Source organism: Pseudomonas sp. S1_E05 (assembly GCF_056337105.1).
The window spans coordinates 770067-787320 of the sequence record NZ_JBFRHM010000001.1 but is presented as its reverse complement, the minus strand read 5'-3'; the positions used below and the strand labels follow the sequence as shown (position 1 = coordinate 787320).

18 protein-coding genes and 2 pseudogenes are annotated in these 17254 nt (G+C 60.5%); 7 read left to right on the top strand and 13 right to left on the bottom strand.

What is annotated here, in order from left to right; genetic code table 11:
* Window positions 1-207: 207 nt before the first annotated feature.
* The gene (locus AB4N33_RS03585; protein WP_460123280.1) at window positions 208-1410 is read right to left on the bottom strand and encodes an NAD(P)/FAD-dependent oxidoreductase; all 1203 of its coding nucleotides are present in this window, start codon (window positions 1408-1410) and stop codon (window positions 208-210) included.
* Between the two features lie 254 nt (window positions 1411-1664).
* Between AB4N33_RS03585 and AB4N33_RS03580 the strand changes: the two genes are divergently transcribed.
* Complete coding sequence (locus tag AB4N33_RS03580) at window positions 1665-2216, top strand: RrF2 family transcriptional regulator (RefSeq protein WP_476456431.1); 552 nt, start codon at window positions 1665-1667, stop codon at window positions 2214-2216.
* Between the two features lie 4 nt (window positions 2217-2220).
* Here AB4N33_RS03580 and AB4N33_RS03575 read toward each other — a convergent pair whose 3' ends face one another.
* On the bottom strand, window positions 2221-2556 hold the full coding sequence (locus AB4N33_RS03575; protein WP_460123274.1) for a hypothetical protein: 336 nt from the start codon (window positions 2554-2556) through the stop codon (window positions 2221-2223).
* A gap of 90 nt (window positions 2557-2646) precedes the next feature.
* Here AB4N33_RS03575 and AB4N33_RS03570 point away from each other — a divergent pair, with 90 nt between their 5' ends.
* The gene (locus AB4N33_RS03570) at window positions 2647-2886 is read left to right on the top strand and encodes a hypothetical protein (protein ID WP_460123271.1); all 240 of its coding nucleotides are present in this window, start codon (window positions 2647-2649) and stop codon (window positions 2884-2886) included.
* Between the two features lie 102 nt (window positions 2887-2988).
* Here AB4N33_RS03570 and AB4N33_RS03565 read toward each other — a convergent pair whose 3' ends face one another.
* A complete protein-coding gene (locus AB4N33_RS03565; protein ID WP_476456430.1) occupies window positions 2989-3177 on the bottom strand; it encodes an SPOR domain-containing protein in 189 nt (62 codons plus the stop codon).
* 219 nt (window positions 3178-3396) lie between these two features.
* Between AB4N33_RS03565 and AB4N33_RS03560 the strand changes: the two genes are divergently transcribed.
* Window positions 3397-3759, top strand: coding sequence for an NUDIX hydrolase (locus AB4N33_RS03560; protein ID WP_460123265.1), 363 nt, complete (start codon window positions 3397-3399; stop codon window positions 3757-3759).
* A gap of 1 nt (window position 3760) precedes the next feature.
* Here the strand turns inward: AB4N33_RS03560 and AB4N33_RS03555 are convergent, their stop codons facing one another.
* The 8 genes and pseudogenes from AB4N33_RS03555 to AB4N33_RS03520 all read right to left on the bottom strand — a co-directional run bounded on the left by AB4N33_RS03555 (window position 3761) and on the right by AB4N33_RS03520 (window position 11198).
* A complete protein-coding gene (locus tag AB4N33_RS03555; protein ID WP_476458777.1) occupies window positions 3761-4534 on the bottom strand; it encodes a 1,6-dihydroxycyclohexa-2,4-diene-1-carboxylate dehydrogenase in 774 nt (257 codons plus the stop codon).
* Window positions 4535-4678: 144 nt separating this feature from the next.
* A pseudogene (gene benC, locus AB4N33_RS03550) lies at window positions 4679-5689 on the bottom strand (benzoate 1,2-dioxygenase electron transfer component BenC); the annotation flags it as partial.
* A gap of 10 nt (window positions 5690-5699) precedes the next feature.
* Entirely contained in the window at window positions 5700-6188 is a 489-nt protein-coding gene (gene benB, locus AB4N33_RS03545; RefSeq protein WP_476456429.1) for a benzoate 1,2-dioxygenase small subunit, read from the bottom strand.
* A complete protein-coding gene (gene benA, locus AB4N33_RS03540; RefSeq protein ID WP_476456428.1) occupies window positions 6185-7549 on the bottom strand; it encodes a benzoate 1,2-dioxygenase large subunit in 1365 nt (454 codons plus the stop codon). The genes benB and benA overlap by 4 nt, the downstream gene beginning before the upstream one ends.
* A gap of 109 nt (window positions 7550-7658) precedes the next feature.
* Complete coding sequence (locus tag AB4N33_RS03535; RefSeq protein WP_476456427.1) at window positions 7659-8615, bottom strand: AraC family transcriptional regulator; 957 nt, start codon at window positions 8613-8615, stop codon at window positions 7659-7661.
* 149 nt (window positions 8616-8764) lie between these two features.
* Window positions 8765-9694 carry a catechol 1,2-dioxygenase gene (catA, locus tag AB4N33_RS03530; protein WP_476456426.1) on the bottom strand — a complete coding sequence of 310 codons (930 nt, stop codon included), beginning with the start codon at window positions 9692-9694 and terminating at the stop codon, window positions 8765-8767.
* A 54-nt stretch (window positions 9695-9748) separates the two neighbouring features.
* The gene (gene catC / locus AB4N33_RS03525) at window positions 9749-10039 is read right to left on the bottom strand and encodes a muconolactone Delta-isomerase (RefSeq protein WP_460123246.1); all 291 of its coding nucleotides are present in this window, start codon (window positions 10037-10039) and stop codon (window positions 9749-9751) included.
* 10 nt (window positions 10040-10049) lie between these two features.
* Window positions 10050-11198 (bottom strand): muconate cycloisomerase family protein, encoded by a 1149-nt coding sequence (locus tag AB4N33_RS03520; RefSeq protein ID WP_476456425.1) that lies wholly within the window; start codon window positions 11196-11198, stop codon window positions 10050-10052.
* A 127-nt stretch (window positions 11199-11325) separates the two neighbouring features.
* Here AB4N33_RS03520 and AB4N33_RS03515 point away from each other — a divergent pair, with 127 nt between their 5' ends.
* Window positions 11326-12219 (top strand): LysR family transcriptional regulator, encoded by an 894-nt coding sequence (locus AB4N33_RS03515; RefSeq protein WP_460123242.1) that lies wholly within the window; start codon window positions 11326-11328, stop codon window positions 12217-12219.
* On the opposite strand, the gene AB4N33_RS03510 is transcribed toward AB4N33_RS03515, so the two are convergent.
* Both AB4N33_RS03510 and AB4N33_RS03505 read right to left on the bottom strand, forming a co-directional pair.
* Window positions 12213-13112 (bottom strand): polysaccharide deacetylase family protein, encoded by a 900-nt coding sequence (locus AB4N33_RS03510; RefSeq protein WP_476456424.1) that lies wholly within the window; start codon window positions 13110-13112, stop codon window positions 12213-12215. The genes AB4N33_RS03515 and AB4N33_RS03510 overlap by 7 nt on opposite strands.
* Window positions 13113-13204: 92 nt before the next feature.
* The gene (locus tag AB4N33_RS03505) at window positions 13205-14152 is read right to left on the bottom strand and encodes an ABC transporter substrate-binding protein (RefSeq protein ID WP_476456423.1); all 948 of its coding nucleotides are present in this window, start codon (window positions 14150-14152) and stop codon (window positions 13205-13207) included.
* Between the two features lie 298 nt (window positions 14153-14450).
* On the opposite strand from AB4N33_RS03505, the pseudogene AB4N33_RS03500 reads away from it, so the two are divergent.
* The 3 genes and pseudogenes from AB4N33_RS03500 to AB4N33_RS03490 all read left to right on the top strand — a co-directional run bounded on the left by AB4N33_RS03500 (window position 14451) and on the right by AB4N33_RS03490 (window position 17062).
* Window positions 14451-15438 (top strand): annotated as a pseudogene (locus tag AB4N33_RS03500) (aliphatic sulfonate ABC transporter substrate-binding protein).
* 64 nt (window positions 15439-15502) lie between these two features.
* Window positions 15503-16345, top strand: coding sequence for an ABC transporter permease (locus tag AB4N33_RS03495; RefSeq protein WP_476456422.1), 843 nt, complete (start codon window positions 15503-15505; stop codon window positions 16343-16345).
* Window positions 16346-16348: 3 nt separating this feature from the next.
* Window positions 16349-17062, top strand: coding sequence for an ABC transporter ATP-binding protein (locus AB4N33_RS03490; protein WP_476456421.1), 714 nt, complete (start codon window positions 16349-16351; stop codon window positions 17060-17062).
* Window positions 17063-17254: the final 192 nt, after the last annotated feature.

The window sequence follows — 17254 nt, the reverse complement described above, 5'->3', positions numbered from 1 at the left end:
CGGGAGGCTCATGAAATTTTGTTATTTAAATTTCATGAAAATTTATATGATTAATTTCACACGCACAAGCCATTCCTGTAGGAGCGAGCTTGCTCGCGATGGACTCAAGAACAACGTAGGGGTGTCAGGTTCCCCGCGTTATCGTTGACGTCCATCGCGAGCAAGCTCGCTCCTACAGTTCGTGTGTGTGTAAGGGCTACGGCCGGATCACGCGATCGGGATCAGCGGATCAGCCGCCGCCCAGGCAGCTTCGCGGTTGGCGGCTGGCGGGTAGATCCATACGGTGTTGATCTGGGTTTTCAGCGCCTTGGCCTCCTGCCTCACCAGTTTCACCTGGCGATCCCAGCCCTCGGTGTACACCGCGCCCCAAGCCCCCAGGTCCAGGCATGTCACGTACTTGGGCTGGCTGTAGGCAAATCCGTCCACGCCAAGGATCTGCGCCGCAACGTTATTGCCGGCGTAACGCCCCAGCATGATTGCGTGCTGGCAGGTCATCAGCGCGTAGTTTCCGATCTCGTCGGATGCCGCGTAGGCCACGTCGCCAGTGGCGAAGATGTCGTCCTGGCCGATGACTTTCAGATGGCTGTCCACATGCAGGCGGCCCAGATGATCGCGCTCCGCCGGGATCTGTTCGGTCAAGGCGCTGGCGCGCACGCCAGTGGTCCAGACCACGGTCATGGCGTCGATTCGCTCGCCATCGCTGAGGTTTACACCCTTGGCATCGACAGAATCCACCGAGGCCTTGAGGTGCCATTTCACGCCGGTTGCGATGCTGGCTTCTTCGATCGACAGGGCAATTTCTTCGCCCATGGAGCCACCAATCTTGCTCCCCCGATCGACGATGATCACGTCGATGTCCGCGTTCTCGCCAAGGATGGCTCGCAGGCGTGCGGTCATTTCGGTCGCCGTTTCAATCCCGGTAAAACCGCCACCGGCGACGACGACGGTGTTGCGCGCCTTGCTGTCCGGCAGATGGGCCAGGGATTTGAGGTGATTTTCCAGCCGTACGGCCTGCTCGATTTGATCGACGTCGAAGGCATGCTCTGCCACGCCGCTGGTCGGCGGAATGGCCAAGCGGCTACCCGTGGCCAGAACGAGTTTGTCGTAGCTGCACGACTGTTCGACGCCCGCAGCGTCGATGTAGCCGACCCGTTTGTGGGCAACATCGATGGTCTCGGCAGCACCCTTGATGAACTTCACACCCACACAATCGAGCAGCTCGCCAATCGGTGCGGCCAGTTGATGAGCATTGGGTTCATAGAAGCGCGGACGCACGCGCAGCTCGGCCTGCGGGGCCAGGACGGTGACTTCCACGTTGGTGTGGCCGTGCATGTCGAACAGGCGGGTCGCGCTCAATGCTGTCCACAAACCTCCAAAACCTGCGCCGATTACCAGGATGTGCTGTTTCATTTGTAACTCCGCGAGAAAGCCGATCAATGAATGACTGGAAGGTGGCAGGCTGTCAGCACCCACCGAACAACTACGACTATATTGATCCTAGTTAATCGACGCAATCAGTTTTTGTAGATAGCCACTATCGACCTCGTCCATACCCCTTAAAACAAAGATCTTGAAGCACACCAGCGCACCAAGGGAAAGCCTTCCAGATTGCCTGGCGAGATCCAGACTGCTAGAATTTGCGACAACATTAGTCGGAGATTGATATGTCTCTTTACAGCGCGGGCGTTGAGTACGGCATCCATTGCCTGGTTTTTCTGGTGGGCAACTGCGGCGACACCCGTGAGGCGAGCGTGCGCGACCTGGCTGAATTGCAAGGCGTGCCCCTGGACTATCTGGCGAAAATATTCACCAAACTGGCCAAGGCAAAATTGGTGGTGGCCACTGAAGGCGTGCGCGGCGGGTTTAAACTGGCGCGGCCTTCGGACGAGATCAGCGTGCTGGATATCGTCAATGCCATCGATGGGCAAAAGCAGATCTTCGAATGCCGTGAAATTCGCGGACGTTGCGCCTTGTTCGATGGCTGCACGCCCGATTGGGCGGTATCGGGACACTGTGCGATCCATGCGGTCATGCTCACCGCGCAAAAACGCATGGAAGAAGCACTGGCCCAGCAGACCATCCTTGATCTGGCCAGAAGAGTGGGACGCAAGGCCCCGGCGGCGTTCAACGGTCAGGTCGATGAATGGCTCAACGACCGGCGAGACAAAAAAAGCACTGCCGCAGTGGTTATCCCGACGACCGAAGTCGCAGACTGATCCGTCACAAACAGGTGCGAACGGCCTCGCGCAGTGCACCGGACTTGGCCCAGGGTGGCCCCTGGTACAACGAAACCCGGCTGCCGTCCTTGTTTTTGACGATATCCAGCGTCTCATCCGCACTGATCATGCCGGGCGCGGTGATCCGGTAGCCGTTGGAAATCCCGACTTGCGTCGTCTTGGAGACTTCCTTCTGCCAGGCCGGCAATACGCACGCAGCCAGCTCCTTGGGCGGCTTCTCACTGTATTTGCTGAAGTTAGGCTCACCCGGCACCACCGAGGCCGGCAATGAGCACCCCGCCAACATCCCCACTACGATTCCCGCCACCAGAGTCCGCATCGCGCATCCTTATCCCAAAAAAGAAAATGTAGCTCTTGGACAGGAAGATCGAGGCTAAAATTTCGTAGCGAGCATTTTCGGGAGATCATCATGTGGCTCAATGAATCTGAAAACGAACTGCGGCGGGACTTGCAGGGCATTGCCTCGGACTTGAGGTGGTCGGCGGTGGAGCTGTTGCGCCTGGCGGAACAACTGCGACAGTCGGGTAATGACGTGGATGCGCAGGCCGTTCACAGGTTATGCGATCTGTTTCAGGGAGATGAACAACGGCTGGCAGGGTATGCCGAGGAAGTGAAGGCGAAGGTGATCAGTCGCAATAAGCCTGCCTGACAACTGTAGGAGCGAGCTTGCTCGCGATGCGGTGTGTCAACCGACAAGCATGGAACTGGACCAGCGCTTTCGCGAGCAAGCCCGCCCCCACAGCAAAGCCCTTCAGTGGGCATTGGTTTTTTTGGCACGCGGCCTGTACCCCGGCAAAGACGCCGCAAACGCCAGCGCCTCTTCCCGACTGGCAAAGGCGCCCAGCCGGTCGCCCGGGGTGCAGACCCGCCAAGGGCCGTTGTTCACACTGACTACGTCATAGCCGTTCATGTGCATCTTGTTCAGCATCGGAACGCTCATAAGCCACCTCCTTTCGGTCACGTCTTTGAGCACTGACTCGGCTACCTTACACCCACTTTCTGCACCAATGCGGACCAGACGTCGTGTGAGGATCCAATATTAGATTGCACTTTTGTTTCAAGCACCCTCTCAAACCCTCTATAAGCCGCGAAGTATTGGCGACGGCTCAAATATTGCATTTTTATGACATAATTGTGGCACTGAGCTATTAGGCACCCCATGAAAGTACGCGCAACCGTCATTTGCGAGCAGGACCGGCACGTCCTCCTGGTTCGCAAGCCCAAATGTCGTTGGACGCTGCCCGGCGGAAAAGTCGAGCGAGGCGAGACCCACGCGAGCGCGGCCGTGCGTGAATTACAGGAAGAAACCGGCCTGGCCGTCGATGACGTGCTGTACCTGATGCAGCTCGAAGCCGGCAACACTCGACACCACGTGTTCGAGGCGTCGGTGTTGAACCTGGACGAGGCGCGCCCGTTGAATGAGATCTTCGACTGCCAGTGGTATCCGCTGAATGCCGTGCAGAACCTGGACGCCAGTGATGCGACGCTCAGGATCGTCAAGGCGTTTCAACGACGCCTGTAACTCAGCCGAGATCGCCACCCCCGACCGGCAGGGTAATGCCGGTGATATACGACGCCTCGTCACTGGCCAGGAACAGAATCGCGCCCGCCTGCTCATCCAGCGTTCCATAACGCTTCATCAAGCTGCTGTCCAAGGTCTGATCGACGATCTGCTGGTACCAGACTTTTTCCTGCGGGCTCTGCTGGGCGTTGTTACGCGGGATCAGCCTTGGCGGTGCTTCGGTGCCCCCCGGTGCCGTGGCATTGACCCGCACCCCGCGCCCGGCGGTCTCGAATGCCAGGCAGGCGGTCAACGCATTAACCCCACCTTTGGCCGCACCGTAGGGCACGCGATTGACGCTGCGAGTGGCAATCGATGACACGTTGACGATCGCCCCGCTGCCCTGCTCCAGCATGTACGGCAGCGCCGCATGGCAACACCACAGGGTCGGAAACAGTGAGCGACGCACTTCGGCCTCGATCTGCGCTGCCTCGTAGTGCTCGAACGGCTTGGCCCAAATGGTGCCGCCCACATTGTTGACCAGCACATCGAGCCGACCGAACCGCTCGACGGCGGTTTGCATGACTCGGCTGCACTCCTCATATTGCTCAAGGTCAGCGGTCAGGGCCAACACCTGGCAACTGCCAGACAGTTGCTGCTGCACTTCGAACACCAGCTCGGAGCGATCCACCAGGATCAACCGGGCGCCCTCGGCCGCCATGCGCTCGGCGACCCGGCGACCGATGCCTTGGGCGGCGCCGGTGATCAGGGCGACTTTTTCCTGGAAACGGTTCATGTGTACTCCCACAACGTTCAAATTCGACACAGTCAACTGTGGGAGCGGGCTTGCTCGCAAAAGCGGTGGGTCAGGCAACATCAATGTTGGATGTGCCGACCTCATCGCGAGCAAGCCCGCTCCCACGGGGGGACAATTCAGTTGCGCCGCGCTGGCGGCGAATTTCTCGAAGTAGAAATTCGCTGGCGTGATGCCCTGCTCGCCTATGTACTTGCTCACCGCTTCCACCATCGGCGGCGGGCCGCACAGGTAGACGTCGACGTCGCCGTCGTTCAAATGCTGCGGCTCGATGTGCTGGGTGACGTAGCCCTTGAGCGGATGCTGGCTGTCGGGGCTGGCCACGCAGGCGCTGTAGGTGAAGTTGGGGATGCGCGCAGCGAAGGCTTCCAGGCGATCGAGTTCCACCAGGTCGAAATCGTGGGTCACGCCGTAAATCAAATGCAGCGGGTACTCACTGCCCTGCTCGGCAATCTTCTCCAGCATCGCGGTGAACGGCGCCAGCCCGGTGCCGCCGGCGAGCAGCAACAACGGCCTGCGAATGTCGCGCAGGTAAAAACTGCCCAAGGGACCTGCCAGGCGCATGCGGTCGCCGGCCTTGGCCATGCCGGTGAGAAAGCTGCTCATCAGGCCACCCGGCACATTGCGAATCAGGAAGCTCACTTCGCCATCGCGCTGCAAGGAGCTGAATGAATAGGCACGCGTCTGCTCGCTACCGGGAATCCCCAGGTTTACATACTGGCCCGGCAGAAACGCCAGCTTGCTCAACGACTCGTCCTTGATCGACAGCGCGATGGTGCTGTCGGACAACTGGCGAACGGCGCTGATGGTCGCCTCAAAACTGGCCTGACGGGTGCGGCAGACTTCGGAGGATGTCGGCACTCGTACCACACAATCGCTCTGCGCGCGCATCTGGCAGGTCAGGACGAAACCCCGCTCGGCCTCTTCGGCGCTGAGGGCGTCTTCGATGTACTCCTCGCCCAGGTCGTACTGGCCAGCTTCGGCAAAACACTTGCAGGTGCCACAGGCGCCGTCGCGGCAATCGAGCGGGATGTTGATGCCCTGGCGGTAGGCGGCATCGGCCACGGTCTCGCCCACATTGGCGTCGATGAAACGGGTGACGCCGTCTTCAAAATTGAATGCGATGGAATGAGTCATGACGTCGCCCTCACAAGTGGTAAACATCGATGACCTGACGAACGTAGTCGTTCTTCAGGATCACTTTCTTGGCCAGGATCAGCGGGTTTTCGCCGCGCATGTTCAGGGTGTAGAAACTGCTGCCGAAGTAGCTGTCGACGGTCTTGTAGCGAAAGCTCAGGGTGTGCCAGTTGCAGCGCACCTTGCACACGCCGTCGGTCTGCTCCAGCAGCTCGATGTTGCTGATATTGTGGGAGGTGCGGGTGTCCGGCACGCTGGCACTGGAACGCTCGGTCTTGATACGGAAAACCCGGTCTTCGAGGCCTGTGCGGTTGCCGTACCAGATCAGCGAAATTTCCCGCTGTGGGTCTTCGGTCAGCTCGTCGTTGTCGTCCCAGGACGGCATCCAGAATGTCGCGTCGGCGGCGTACAGTTCCAGCCATTCGTCCCATTGCCGGTCATCGAGATAGCGCGCTTCGCGGTAGAGAAAATCGCGCACGGTGTCGTGGGAAATGTTCATTGCACATCCTCCACGGCGATCAACTTCGATTGCTCGACCGCCAAGGCCTTGAGCATGGTTTGCTGCCAGTATTTGTGCTGCAGCACGAACAGACCTTCGTCTTCGGTGCGCACGCCACTAAGCAGTGGATGCAAGTCGATTTCCTTTGCGGCGTCGTCGGCACCTTCGATCCAGTGCTCGGCGCCACGGGACATGTCGTTCCAGGTGGTGACGCTGCCTTGATAGCTGGTCTGGCAGGAGCGGAACTCTTCCAGATCGTCGGGAGTGGCCATGCCGCTGACGTTGAAGAAGTCCTCGTACTGACGGATGCGACTGGCGCGTGCGTGGTCGCTTTCACCCTTGGGCGCGACGCAGTAGATGGTGATTTCCGTGCGGTCCACCGAGATCGGCCGGGCAATGCGAATCTGCGAGCTGAACTGGTCCATCAGGTAGACGTTGGGGTACAGGCACAGGTTGCGCGAGTTCTCGATCATCCAGTCGGCGCGCGCCTGGCCAAAATCCTGCGCCAGTTCATCGCGACGCTCGTACAGTGGGCGATCCTCGGGGTTGGCCCAGCGCGTCCAGAGCAGCATATGGCCCTTGTCGAAGGAGTAGAAACCACCTCCCTGCTTCGCCCAGCTACCGGCGCTCATGGTCGGGTTGCTGTCACCGGCCTCGCGCTGCTTGCGCTGGTTCTGGGTGGCGGCATAGTTCCAGTGCACTGAGCTGACGTGGTAGCCATCGGCGCCGTTTTCGGCGGTGAGTTTCCAGTTGCCTTCGTAGATGTAGCTGGACGAACCGCGCAGCACTTCCAGGCCATCGGGGGATTGATCGACGATCATGTCGATGATTTTCGCCGACTCGCCCAGATGCTCGACCAACGGCAGTACATCGGCCTTGAGGCTGCCGAACAGGAAACCGCGATAGGACTCGAAGCGCGCCACCTTGGTCAGGTCGTGGGAACCGTCGCAGTTGAAACTCGATGGATAACCGGCATTGGCCGGGTCTTTGACTTTAAGCAGCTTGCCGGAGTTGTTGAAGGTCCAGCCATGGAACGGGCAGGTATAGGAACTCTTGTTGCCGGACTTGTGCCGGCACAGGGTCGCACCACGGTGACTGCAGGCGTTGATGAAGGCATTGAGCACACCGTCCTTGTTGCGCGCGATGAAGATCGACTGGCGCCCCATGGTGGTAGTGTAGAAATCGTTGACGTTGGGAATCTGGCTTTCGTGCGCCAGGTACAGCCAGTTGCCTTCGAAGATGTGCTGCATCTCCAGGTCGAACAGGCGCGGATCGGTGAACATCTCGCGTTTGCAGCGATAGACGCCTTGTTCAGGATCATCTTCGAGCAAGGCGTGAAGGTATTCAGGTCGCAGGGTCATGGCCACCGCCTCCATTGTTATTGTTCAGGCAGGCTCATGCTAGGACGGGGCAATGGGGTGGACTATCCGCGGGGTGCAGACCTTTATCCGTTTTGTGCAGAAGCCGGGATCAACGGCGCTTGAGGGTGTCGGACGGTAATTCGCCAAACTGTTTACGGTAACTGTCGGCGAAACGGCCCAGGTGCAGGAAACCGTAGTCCATCGCCACTTCGGTGACGCTGCGCACGTGGCAGGTCCGGTCGCTCAGGCAGGCATGGATGCGCTCGAGACGTTTGCGGCGGATGTAGTTTTTGGGCGTGGTGGCGGCATTGCGCTCGAACAGCCCATACAGCGAACGCACGCTCATGTGCGCCTGGCGGGCCAGGTCTTCACTGTCGAGGTCATGCTTGAGATGGCTGGCGATGTAGTCTGCGATGGCGTCGAAGGTGGCCGTCTGTGAACCGATTTCCAGGCGACTGACATTGGTCTGCATCAGGGTGAGCATCTTGCTGACAATGATCTGTGCGTAGTGCTCCTGAACTTTGGGCATCGGCGTACTGGCTTCGGCTTCCTGACAGATCATCGCCAGCAGACCGACAAATCCTTCCAGTTCGTCGAGCTGGTAGCGGTTCTCGAGAAACCGCACGCCCCGCCCCGGATAACGCCAGCGCTGCTCGTCGCACACTGATTCGAGCAGCGGGGTCGGGACCTTGAGGATAAATTTTTCGCAGTCGGCGGAGTACGTCAGGTCCACCGGGTCATCGGGGTTGATCAACAGCAGCTCGCCGGGGGCGAAGTAATGCTCCTGACCGTGCCCACGCCACAGGCAATTGCCCCGCAGCAGCACTTGCAGGTGATAGATGCTCTCCAGGGCACCAGAGGTGACTCGCACACTGGCGCCGTAACTGATGCGGCACAGGTCGAGGCTTGCGAACTTGCGGTGATTGAGACTGGCCAACGGCTGCCCGGTACGCGGCATCAGGATGCAATGATTACCGACATGCTGGTTGACGTAGCCGGACACCGCATACGGGTCGGCATGATCGAACACGGCGCTGCGCTGACTGAGTAGTGGCGCTTGCATCATCGGGTACTCGGGTTGTTATGCGTTAAATCATATACCTGTAGGAGCGAGCATGCTCGCGATGGTCGTCAACGATAACGCGGGGCACCTGATGCCCCGCGGAGTCTTTGCGTCCATCGCGAGCATGCTCGCTCCTACAGGGGTGAGGGCCATCAATCTTCGAGGGCACGCACCCGCTCATGCCGCTGCTGCTCTTGCGGCTGCGCCGAACCCTGCAGGGTGAAATCGAAGTCGATCTCGGCAAACCGCCCGCTCACACCGTGGGCCGCTGCGCGGGCCTGGTCGTCGCTGAAGGTGATTTTGGCGATCAGCTCGTCGCGGGTGGCGTAGGCGAAATCATCGTGCAGGTATTGGTCGCCGTCGAGGTTGATCTGGGTGGTCAGGTGGCGATGATCCGGCGCCGAGATGAAGAAGTGAATATGCGCCGGGCGCTGGCCATGACGGCCCAGTTGATCGAGCAGTTGCTGGGTCGGACCGTCCGGCGGGCAACCGTAGCCCGACGGCACGATGCTGCGAAAACGATAACGGCCTTCAGCATCGGTGACGATGCGGCGACGCAGGTTGAATTCCGATTGCGTGGTATCGAAGTATGAATAAGTGCCGCCAGTGTTGGCGTGCCACACATCCACCACGGCGCCGGCCAGCGGTTCGCCAGCGGTGTTGAACACCCGACCCTGCATGAACAGGGTCACGCCCGGATCGACGCCATCATCCAGGCGCGCTTCACCCTGGGACAACGGTGCACCGGCCACGTACAGCGGGCCTTCGATGGTGCGCGGGGTGCCGCCGGCTTTACCGGCCTGCTCGTCTTCGGCGTCCATCAGCATGTCAAGGTAGTGTTCCAGGCCGAGCCCGGCTACTACCAGCCCGGCTTCCTGGCGCGCGCCCAGCACGTTGAGGTAGTTGACGGCTTTCCAGAATTCTTCCGGGGTCACCGCCAGGTCTTCGATGATGTTCACCGAATCGCGCAGGATGCGGTGGATCAACGCTTTGACCCGTGGATTGCCGGCGTCATTGAGCAGGCCGCTGGCGTCTTCGAGAAATTTCTGGGCGTGGGCAGTCTGGGAAATCTTGACGTTCATTTGGTGGGTTCCTCATCTTGTAATTATGGTCGAAGCAGGCTGAACAGGCTGGGTTCAGCGATCGTCGTCTCGGATCGAAGAAGGATGGCGGCACAACGCATCGATCTCGATGGCCATGTATGGGAACAGCGGCAATTGCATGAGTAGATCATGCAGCTCCTGGACGCTGTCGACATCGAACACGCTGTAATTGGCGTAATGGCCGGCAATGCGCCACAGGTGGCGCCACTTGCCTTGCTCCTGCAGGCGCTGGGCCAGGGCTTTCTCGTCGGCCTTGAGCCTGGCGGCGGCTTCCGGATTCATGTCGACCGGCAAATTCACGGTCATCTTTACGTGGAACAGCATAATGCTCTCCTCAGACGGGATGAATGGCAGTGGATGTTTTGTCGCGACGGAAAAACGCCAGGCGTTCTTCATCCAGGTTCAATCCCAAACCTGGTGTATTCGGCACGTGCAACTCGAAATCTCGATAAATCAGCGGTTCGCTGAGAATGTCTTCGGTCAGCAGCAGCGGACCGAACAACTCGGTGTCCCACGCCAGTTTGTTCAGGGTGACAAAGGCATGTGCCGACGCCATGGTGCCCAGGCCACCTTCAAGCATGGTGCCGCCGTACAACGCGATACCGGCTGCTTCGGCGATGGCGGCGGTGCGTAGCACGGCACGGGGGCCACCGTTCTTGGCGATCTTCAGGGCAAACACCGAGGCCGCACCTTCGCGGGCCAGGTTGAACGCGTCTTCCACGCACTCAATGGACTCGTCAGCCATGATTGGCGCCGGGCTCATGGCATTCAGGCGTGCCATGCCCGCACGGTTGTTGCGCGATATCGGCTGTTCGATCAGATCGATGCCGTTAGTTCCCAGAACTCGGCAAGCGCGAAGCGCCACTGCTTCGTCCCAGGCCTGGTTGACGTCGACCCGCACGCTGGCGCGGTCGCCCAGGGCTTTCTTGATAGCAATGACGTGGGCCAGGTCGCGGTTGACTTCACCCGCGCCGATTTTCAGCTTGAAGATGCGATGGCGGCGCAGGTCGAGCATTTTCTCGGCTTCGGCCATGTCTTTTGCGGTGTCACCGCTGGCCAGGGTCCAGGCCACCGGCAGCGCGTCGCGCACACGACCACCGAGCAACTCGCTGACCGGCAGGCCCAGGCGTTTGCCCTGGGCGTCGAGCAGCGCGGTTTCGATGCCGGACTTGGCGAAGGTATTGCCCCGGATGCTGCGCTCCAGGCGCAACATCGCCGCGTTCACATTGGCGCTGTCCTGACCAAGCAGCAGCGGCGCGAAGTGTGTGTCGATGTTGGTCTTGATGCTGTCCGGGCTTTCGTTGCCATACGCCAGGCCACCGATGGTGGTGGATTCACCGATGCCTTCGATGCCATCGGCACAGCGTACGCGGATGATCACCAGGGTCTGGTTCTGCATGGTGTGCATGGCCAGCTTGTGCGGGCGGATGGTCGGCAGGTCGACAATGATCGTCTCGATCGACTCAATGGCGGTAGCAAGCATTTCAATACCCGTCAGGTTCTTAAAGTTCTGGAACCGATTCTGGTACGGCTTTTTTCCGGAGGCCAATATAGAATTGGTCTTGCTTGATACCTTTAAGGTATCCACAGACACTTTTCACGGAGGTCCCATGGAACTGCGTCACCTGCGGTATTTCCAGGTGCTGGCTCAAACACTGAATTTCACCCGCGCCGCTGAGCTGCTGCACATTGCCCAGCCGCCCTTGAGCCGACAGATCCAGCAGCTGGAAGACGAGTTGGGGGTATTGCTGCTCGAGCGGGGGCGCCCCCTGAAGCTGACCGACGCCGGGCGGTTTTTCCACGAACACTCGACGGCGCTGCTCGAACAACTGGGCAAGGTCTGCGATAACACGCGGCGGATCGGCCTGGGCGAAAAAACCTGGCTGGGCATCGGGTTCGCCCCCTCTACCCTTTATGGCTTGCTGCCCGAACTGATCCGCCGCCTGCGCAGCGGGGAGCCGTTGGAGCTGGAGCTGGGGCTGTCGGAGATGACCACCTTGCAACAGGTGCAGGCCCTGAAGGCCGGGCGCATCGACATCGGTTTCGGCCGCATCCGCATCGACGACCCCGCGATCATCCAGACGGTGCTGAGGCAAGACCGCCTGGTGGCTGCCCTGCCCGCCGGGCACCGTCTACTGGCCGGTCCCATCAGCCTGCGGGACCTGGCCAAAGAACCTTTCGTGCTCTACCCCGGAAACCCGCGCCCCAGCTACGCCGATCATGTCATTGCCCTCTTCGAATCCCAGGGCGTGAGCATTCACGTCGCGCAATGGACCAACGAACTGCAAACCGCCATCGGCCTGGTGGGCGCGGGCATTGGCGTGACCCTGGTGCCGGCCTCGGTGCAATTGCTGCACCGCGACGACATCGGCTTCACCCCGCTGCTGGAAGACAACGCGACCTCACCGATCATCCTCAGTCGGCGCGTGGGCGATGTGTCGCCGGGGCTGAATCATTGCCTGCGGATGATCGAGCAATTACAGCCGCACAGCCTCCCTCAATGACTGTCACCATCCCAGATCCAGTTCCAGATCCCCGGCAATTTGACGGCCTGTGAGCTATCGCCAACCGTGCGTGCCATGGCCGCACGCAGCAACTGCGCCTGGTCGTCGTAAAACGGTTTACCGTCGACTTTCACACCGCTCGCCTGGGCGCTGTCCAGGAGGATTTGCAGGTATTCGCGGGCATGTCGGGCGCTGTAGCGGTTGAGATCGTGGAAGGTCACCACCACGGGAATCACCCCCTCGACGGTCGGCAGTTCGCCCAGGGCGATGCGCTCACGCAGTTCGGACATCGAACGCAGAAAATGCGCGCGCCGCCGCGGGCTGGCATTGAACCCCCAGACTTTGCCGTCGTTGGCGCTCAAGTCGGTGAGCAACACGTGCATGCCGTGTCGTTGATAGGCGGCGAACACACGTTTGTCGTAGTTCCAGAACGGGGGGCGCACGAGGGTCGGTGCCGTACCGGTGATGGCGGCGATGTCGGCACTGCCCTTGCTCAACGACTGCTCCAGTTCCTCCGGGCTCAGGGAACGGTGGTTGGTGTGCCAGTGAGTTGCGGTGTGGAAACCAAGGATCTGCCCTTCGGCGTGCTCACGGCGCATGACCTCACGTCCGATATCGCTATCGCCGGCCCGCGGCGCACCGGTCTGAACAAAAAAAACCGCCTTGAGGTTCGGTTGCACCGGATTGCTGGCCAGGCTGTCGAGCACGGTCATGGTCGGGTTCCAGAAGCTCGAAGCGCTGGGACCATCGTCGAACGTCAGCAGGAAACGAATCGGGGCCTGCTGGCGCAGGCGTTGTTCGGTCTGCGGCGTCAACTCGATGGGCGCGGCGATGCACCCTGCCAGGCCTGCGGCAATGGCGAGTGCGCCGAATAGGTTCAACAGTTGTTTCATGAAGAGCGTCCAGACCGTGGGGCCGCACGGGTGTGCGGGCCGCGGGTTGGATCAGGGTACACGGGCTTTGGTTCCGGTGCCGCGGGCATTGGTTACCGGGTGAGTGCCTGCTCGAACGAAGCATCGATGATCGGCGCCGTCGCCAGCGCTGCAGGCAGTGCCTTGACGCTGAACAGGAAGTCCGCCGTGCTTTGCAGGTCCTTGGCGGCCTGGGCGTCAACCGGGCCGATGGTCATGTGCGCCTGGCGCAACCAGTGACGCGAGACGTTCTGATCGAGATTGGCTTTTTTCGCCCACAGGTCGGCGTATTCGTCGGTGTGACTGTCGACCCACGCCCGGGCCTTTTTCACGCGCACCAGGAAGTCGGCGATGGCTTCACGCTTGCTGTCGATGGACGGCGTCGATGCAGCGATGGCGCTCAGCCCGGGCATGAGGTTTTTTGCGGTGATAATCGGTCGGGCACCGGAGAACAGAATCTGCTGGGAGATGTAGGGCTCCCACACCGGGAAGGCGTCGATACTGCCCTGCGGCAACGCGGCGGCGGCATCGATTGGCATCAATTTGATGAAGTCGACGTAGTCTTCCGGCAGGTTGGCCTGCTGCAATGCTCGCAAGGTCAGTTGCTGGCTCCAGGCGCCGGGCCAGTAGGCGACTTTCTTGCCCTTGAGATCGGCAATGGTCTTGACCGGTGAATCCTTGGGCACCAGCAACGCGATGGTGTCCGGGTTCTGCCGGGATACGCCGATGAGTTTCACCGGTGCCTGCTTGGCGGCGAGAAACAGGAAACCCGAATCACCGAGAAACCCCACGTCCAGCGCGCCCGTGTTCAACGCTTCGGCCAGCGGCGCGGCTGCCTGGAAGTGTTTCCAGTCGACGGTGTAAGGCGCGCCTTCGAGCACCCCCGATGCCTCAACCGAAGCACGCACGTTGTAGTAGTTCTGATCGCCGATGTGCAGGACGACAGAATCGGCGGCGTGGGCCACAGGCGTAGCAAACAATGCGCTGGTCAACAGACCGCGAACAAAGCGAGACAGGTTCATCGAAGCGTTCCTTGGGAGTGAATGGCATAGACCATAACGCTCTCAATAACAGCTTTTTAAATTCTATTTATGCATAAGCTCATGACCGCCCATCGTCACTGTTTACCCAGCAACAGTGGGTCGACAGAGTGTTTTCCCATCAACAGCGCCCAGACCAGGATACGGGTGCAAGCCCCTTCAAAACCGGCCCATCGCGGATATGGCATAGAGCCTGCAATATTCCATTCTGATAGGAACACTTCATAAAAAACATGCTTTCAGAAATAAGAAAGCTCAACGCCTTGCCGGAGCCAACCCGATGAATTCCACCGCCCGTTTTCCGTTTGTCAGATCCTTGCTGGGCGCCTGCGTCCTGCTTCTCGGCCTGCAACCCGTGGCACAGGCGGCGCAGCCACAGGCCTGCCGAAGTGCACCTGGATTACGCCTATTACTCGCCGGTCAGCCTGGCGCTCAAACACCAGGGTTTTCTGGAAAAAGCCCTGCCCCAGACCAAGGTCACCTGGGTGTTGAGCCAGGGCAGCAACCGCTCGCTGGAATACCTCAACAGCGGTGGCGTCGACTTCGCTTCCTCCGCCAGCCTGGCCGCCGTGCTCAGCCGCGCCAATGGCAGCCCGATCAAATCGGTGTACGTCTACAGCCGCGCCGAATGGACGGCCCTGGTCGTACGCAAGGACTCACCCTACAAGACCGTCGCCGACCTCAAAGGCAAGAAAATCGCCGCCACCAAGGGCACCGACCCCTACTTGTTCACCCTGCGCAGCCTGCAGCAGGCTGGCCTGAGCAAGAACGATGTGGAACTGGTGCACCTGCAGCATCCGGATGGCCGCACCGCGCTGGAAAAAGGTGACGTCGACGCTTGGGCCGGCCTCGATCCGCATATGGCCGCCAGCGAAGTCCAGGCCGGTTCCCGCCTGCTGTATCGCAACACCGACTTCAATAGCTACGGCGTCATCAGCGTCACTGAGCGTTATGCGAAAGAACACCCGCAAACCATCCAGACCGTCCTCAAGGCGTACGAACAGGCCCGTGAATGGGCGGTGAAAAACCCTGATGAACTGGCGAAGCTGCTCGCCAGCGAATCCGGCCTGCCGCTGGACGTTGCCAAGCTGCAACTGTCGCGCACGGATCTTGGCAGCCCGCAATTGACCGCCAGGGACGTCATCGCATCAAAGGCTGCCGCCCCGATCCTGGTGTCCGAGGAACTGGTGCGTCGCGGGGTAAATGTCGACCAGGTCATCGACCAACTGATCGACACTGGCTTTAAGGACACCGTGGCTCGTCAGTAAACGACCGCCTACGGGAGAGCCCGAATCCGCGCCCGTCGCGGATTCGTCGTCACTGGAGAACCCCATGACCAGCAAAAGCAAAACCCTGCCCCTCGAACGACCGGCAACCCGGCGTGCGCCGTTGGCCTTGAGCAATGCCTGGCGCTTGCGTCTCAAGGGCTTAGCCGTGCCTGTCCTGATTCTTCTGCTGCTGGAATTCGTCGTACGGATCGGCTGGCTGCCGTCCTACCAGATGCCCGCTCCCAGCGAGATCGCCCTGACCCTCGGCGACCTCGCCGAAGGCCCTTTGTGGAAGCACATCAGCGCCAGCCTGCTGCGCGTGTTGCTCGGTTTCGCCATCGGCGCCAGCCTGGCCCTGGTCTTTGCCGCCTGGGTCGGTTTGAGCCGTGAAGCCGAAGCCTGGCTGGAGCCAACCTTCGCCGGCCTGCGCTCGATTCCGAGCCTGGCCTGGGTACCGCTGTTGCTGCTGTGGCTGGGCATCGACGAGACCTCGAAAATCGTCCTGATCGCCATCGGCGCCTTTTTCCCGGTGTACCTCAACGGCGTCGCGGCAATCCGCAACATCGATCGCAAACTGGTGGAAGTCGGGCAAATGTACGGTTTCAGCCACCTGCGCCTGGTGCGGCGCATTCTGTTGCCCGCCGCCCTGCCCGGCCTGTTCACCGGACTGCGCAGCGGCCTGAGCCTGGCGTGGATGTTCCTGGTGGCCGCGGAATTGATCGCCGCGACCCGCGGCCTGGGTTACCTGCTCAGTGACGGTCGCGAAACCTCACGCCCGGACATCGTGCTGGCGGCCATCATCGTCCTGGCGCTGCTGGGCAAACTCAGCGACGGCCTGCTCGCCGGGCTTGAGAAGCGCTTGCTCACCTGGCGCGACACTTTCAACGGCCAACGTGCAGAGGATTGAGCCATGACCGACCACTTGTTGGACATCCGCGTGGAGCGAAAGACCTTCGCCTCCACCACGGTGCTGCAAAACATCCACCTGCAACTGCAACCCCGGGAAACCGTCAGCCTGCTGGGGCCCAGCGGGTGCGGCAAAAGCACCTTGCTGCGAATCGTCGCCGGGCTGGAACAGGACTTCCACGGTGAACTGCGCAGCAACGCAGGCGAAGTCGCGTTCGTGTTCCAGGAACCCCGCCTGATGCCTTGGCTGACCGTGGCGCAGAACATCGGCTTCAGTGCCGATGGCAACTTCGACAAGGCCTGGGTCGGCCAACTGATCGACGAGGTGGGTTTGAGCGGTTTCGCCGAGGCGTTGCCCAAGGCGCTGTCGGGCGGCATGGCGCAACGGGTTGCCATCGCCCGCGGCCTGTATTCGCGACCCGACGTGCTGCTGCTCGATGAGCCGTTCAGCGCCGTGGATGCCTTCACCCGGATGAAATTGCAGGATCTGTTACTGCAACTGGCCGAACGTCACGCCATTGCACTGCTGCTGGTGACCCACGACGTCGATGAAGCGCTGTACCTCAGCGACCGGGTATTGGTCATGGACAACCGCCCCAGCCGCATTCGCCAGGAGGTGGAAGTGCCCCTGACACATCCCCGTGATCGTCGCGACCCGTTGCTGGCGCAACTCAAGGCCTTGTCGTTGACTGAGTTGCAGCGGGCGCACGTGATTTAACCCGTCCGGGCGAGCGGTCAACCTGTCAATTTCGCCGCTGAGAAAGTGATATCCAACAGCTGTTTTCAGAAGAGTGTTTCATTGAAGAAACACTCGCAGAGCAACACCGCGCAAACGTTTAACCGCTTGTCAGACAATCCTTCGATCGTAGATACATTCCCAGCAACTACCGATAGCATGCGCGACCATTTC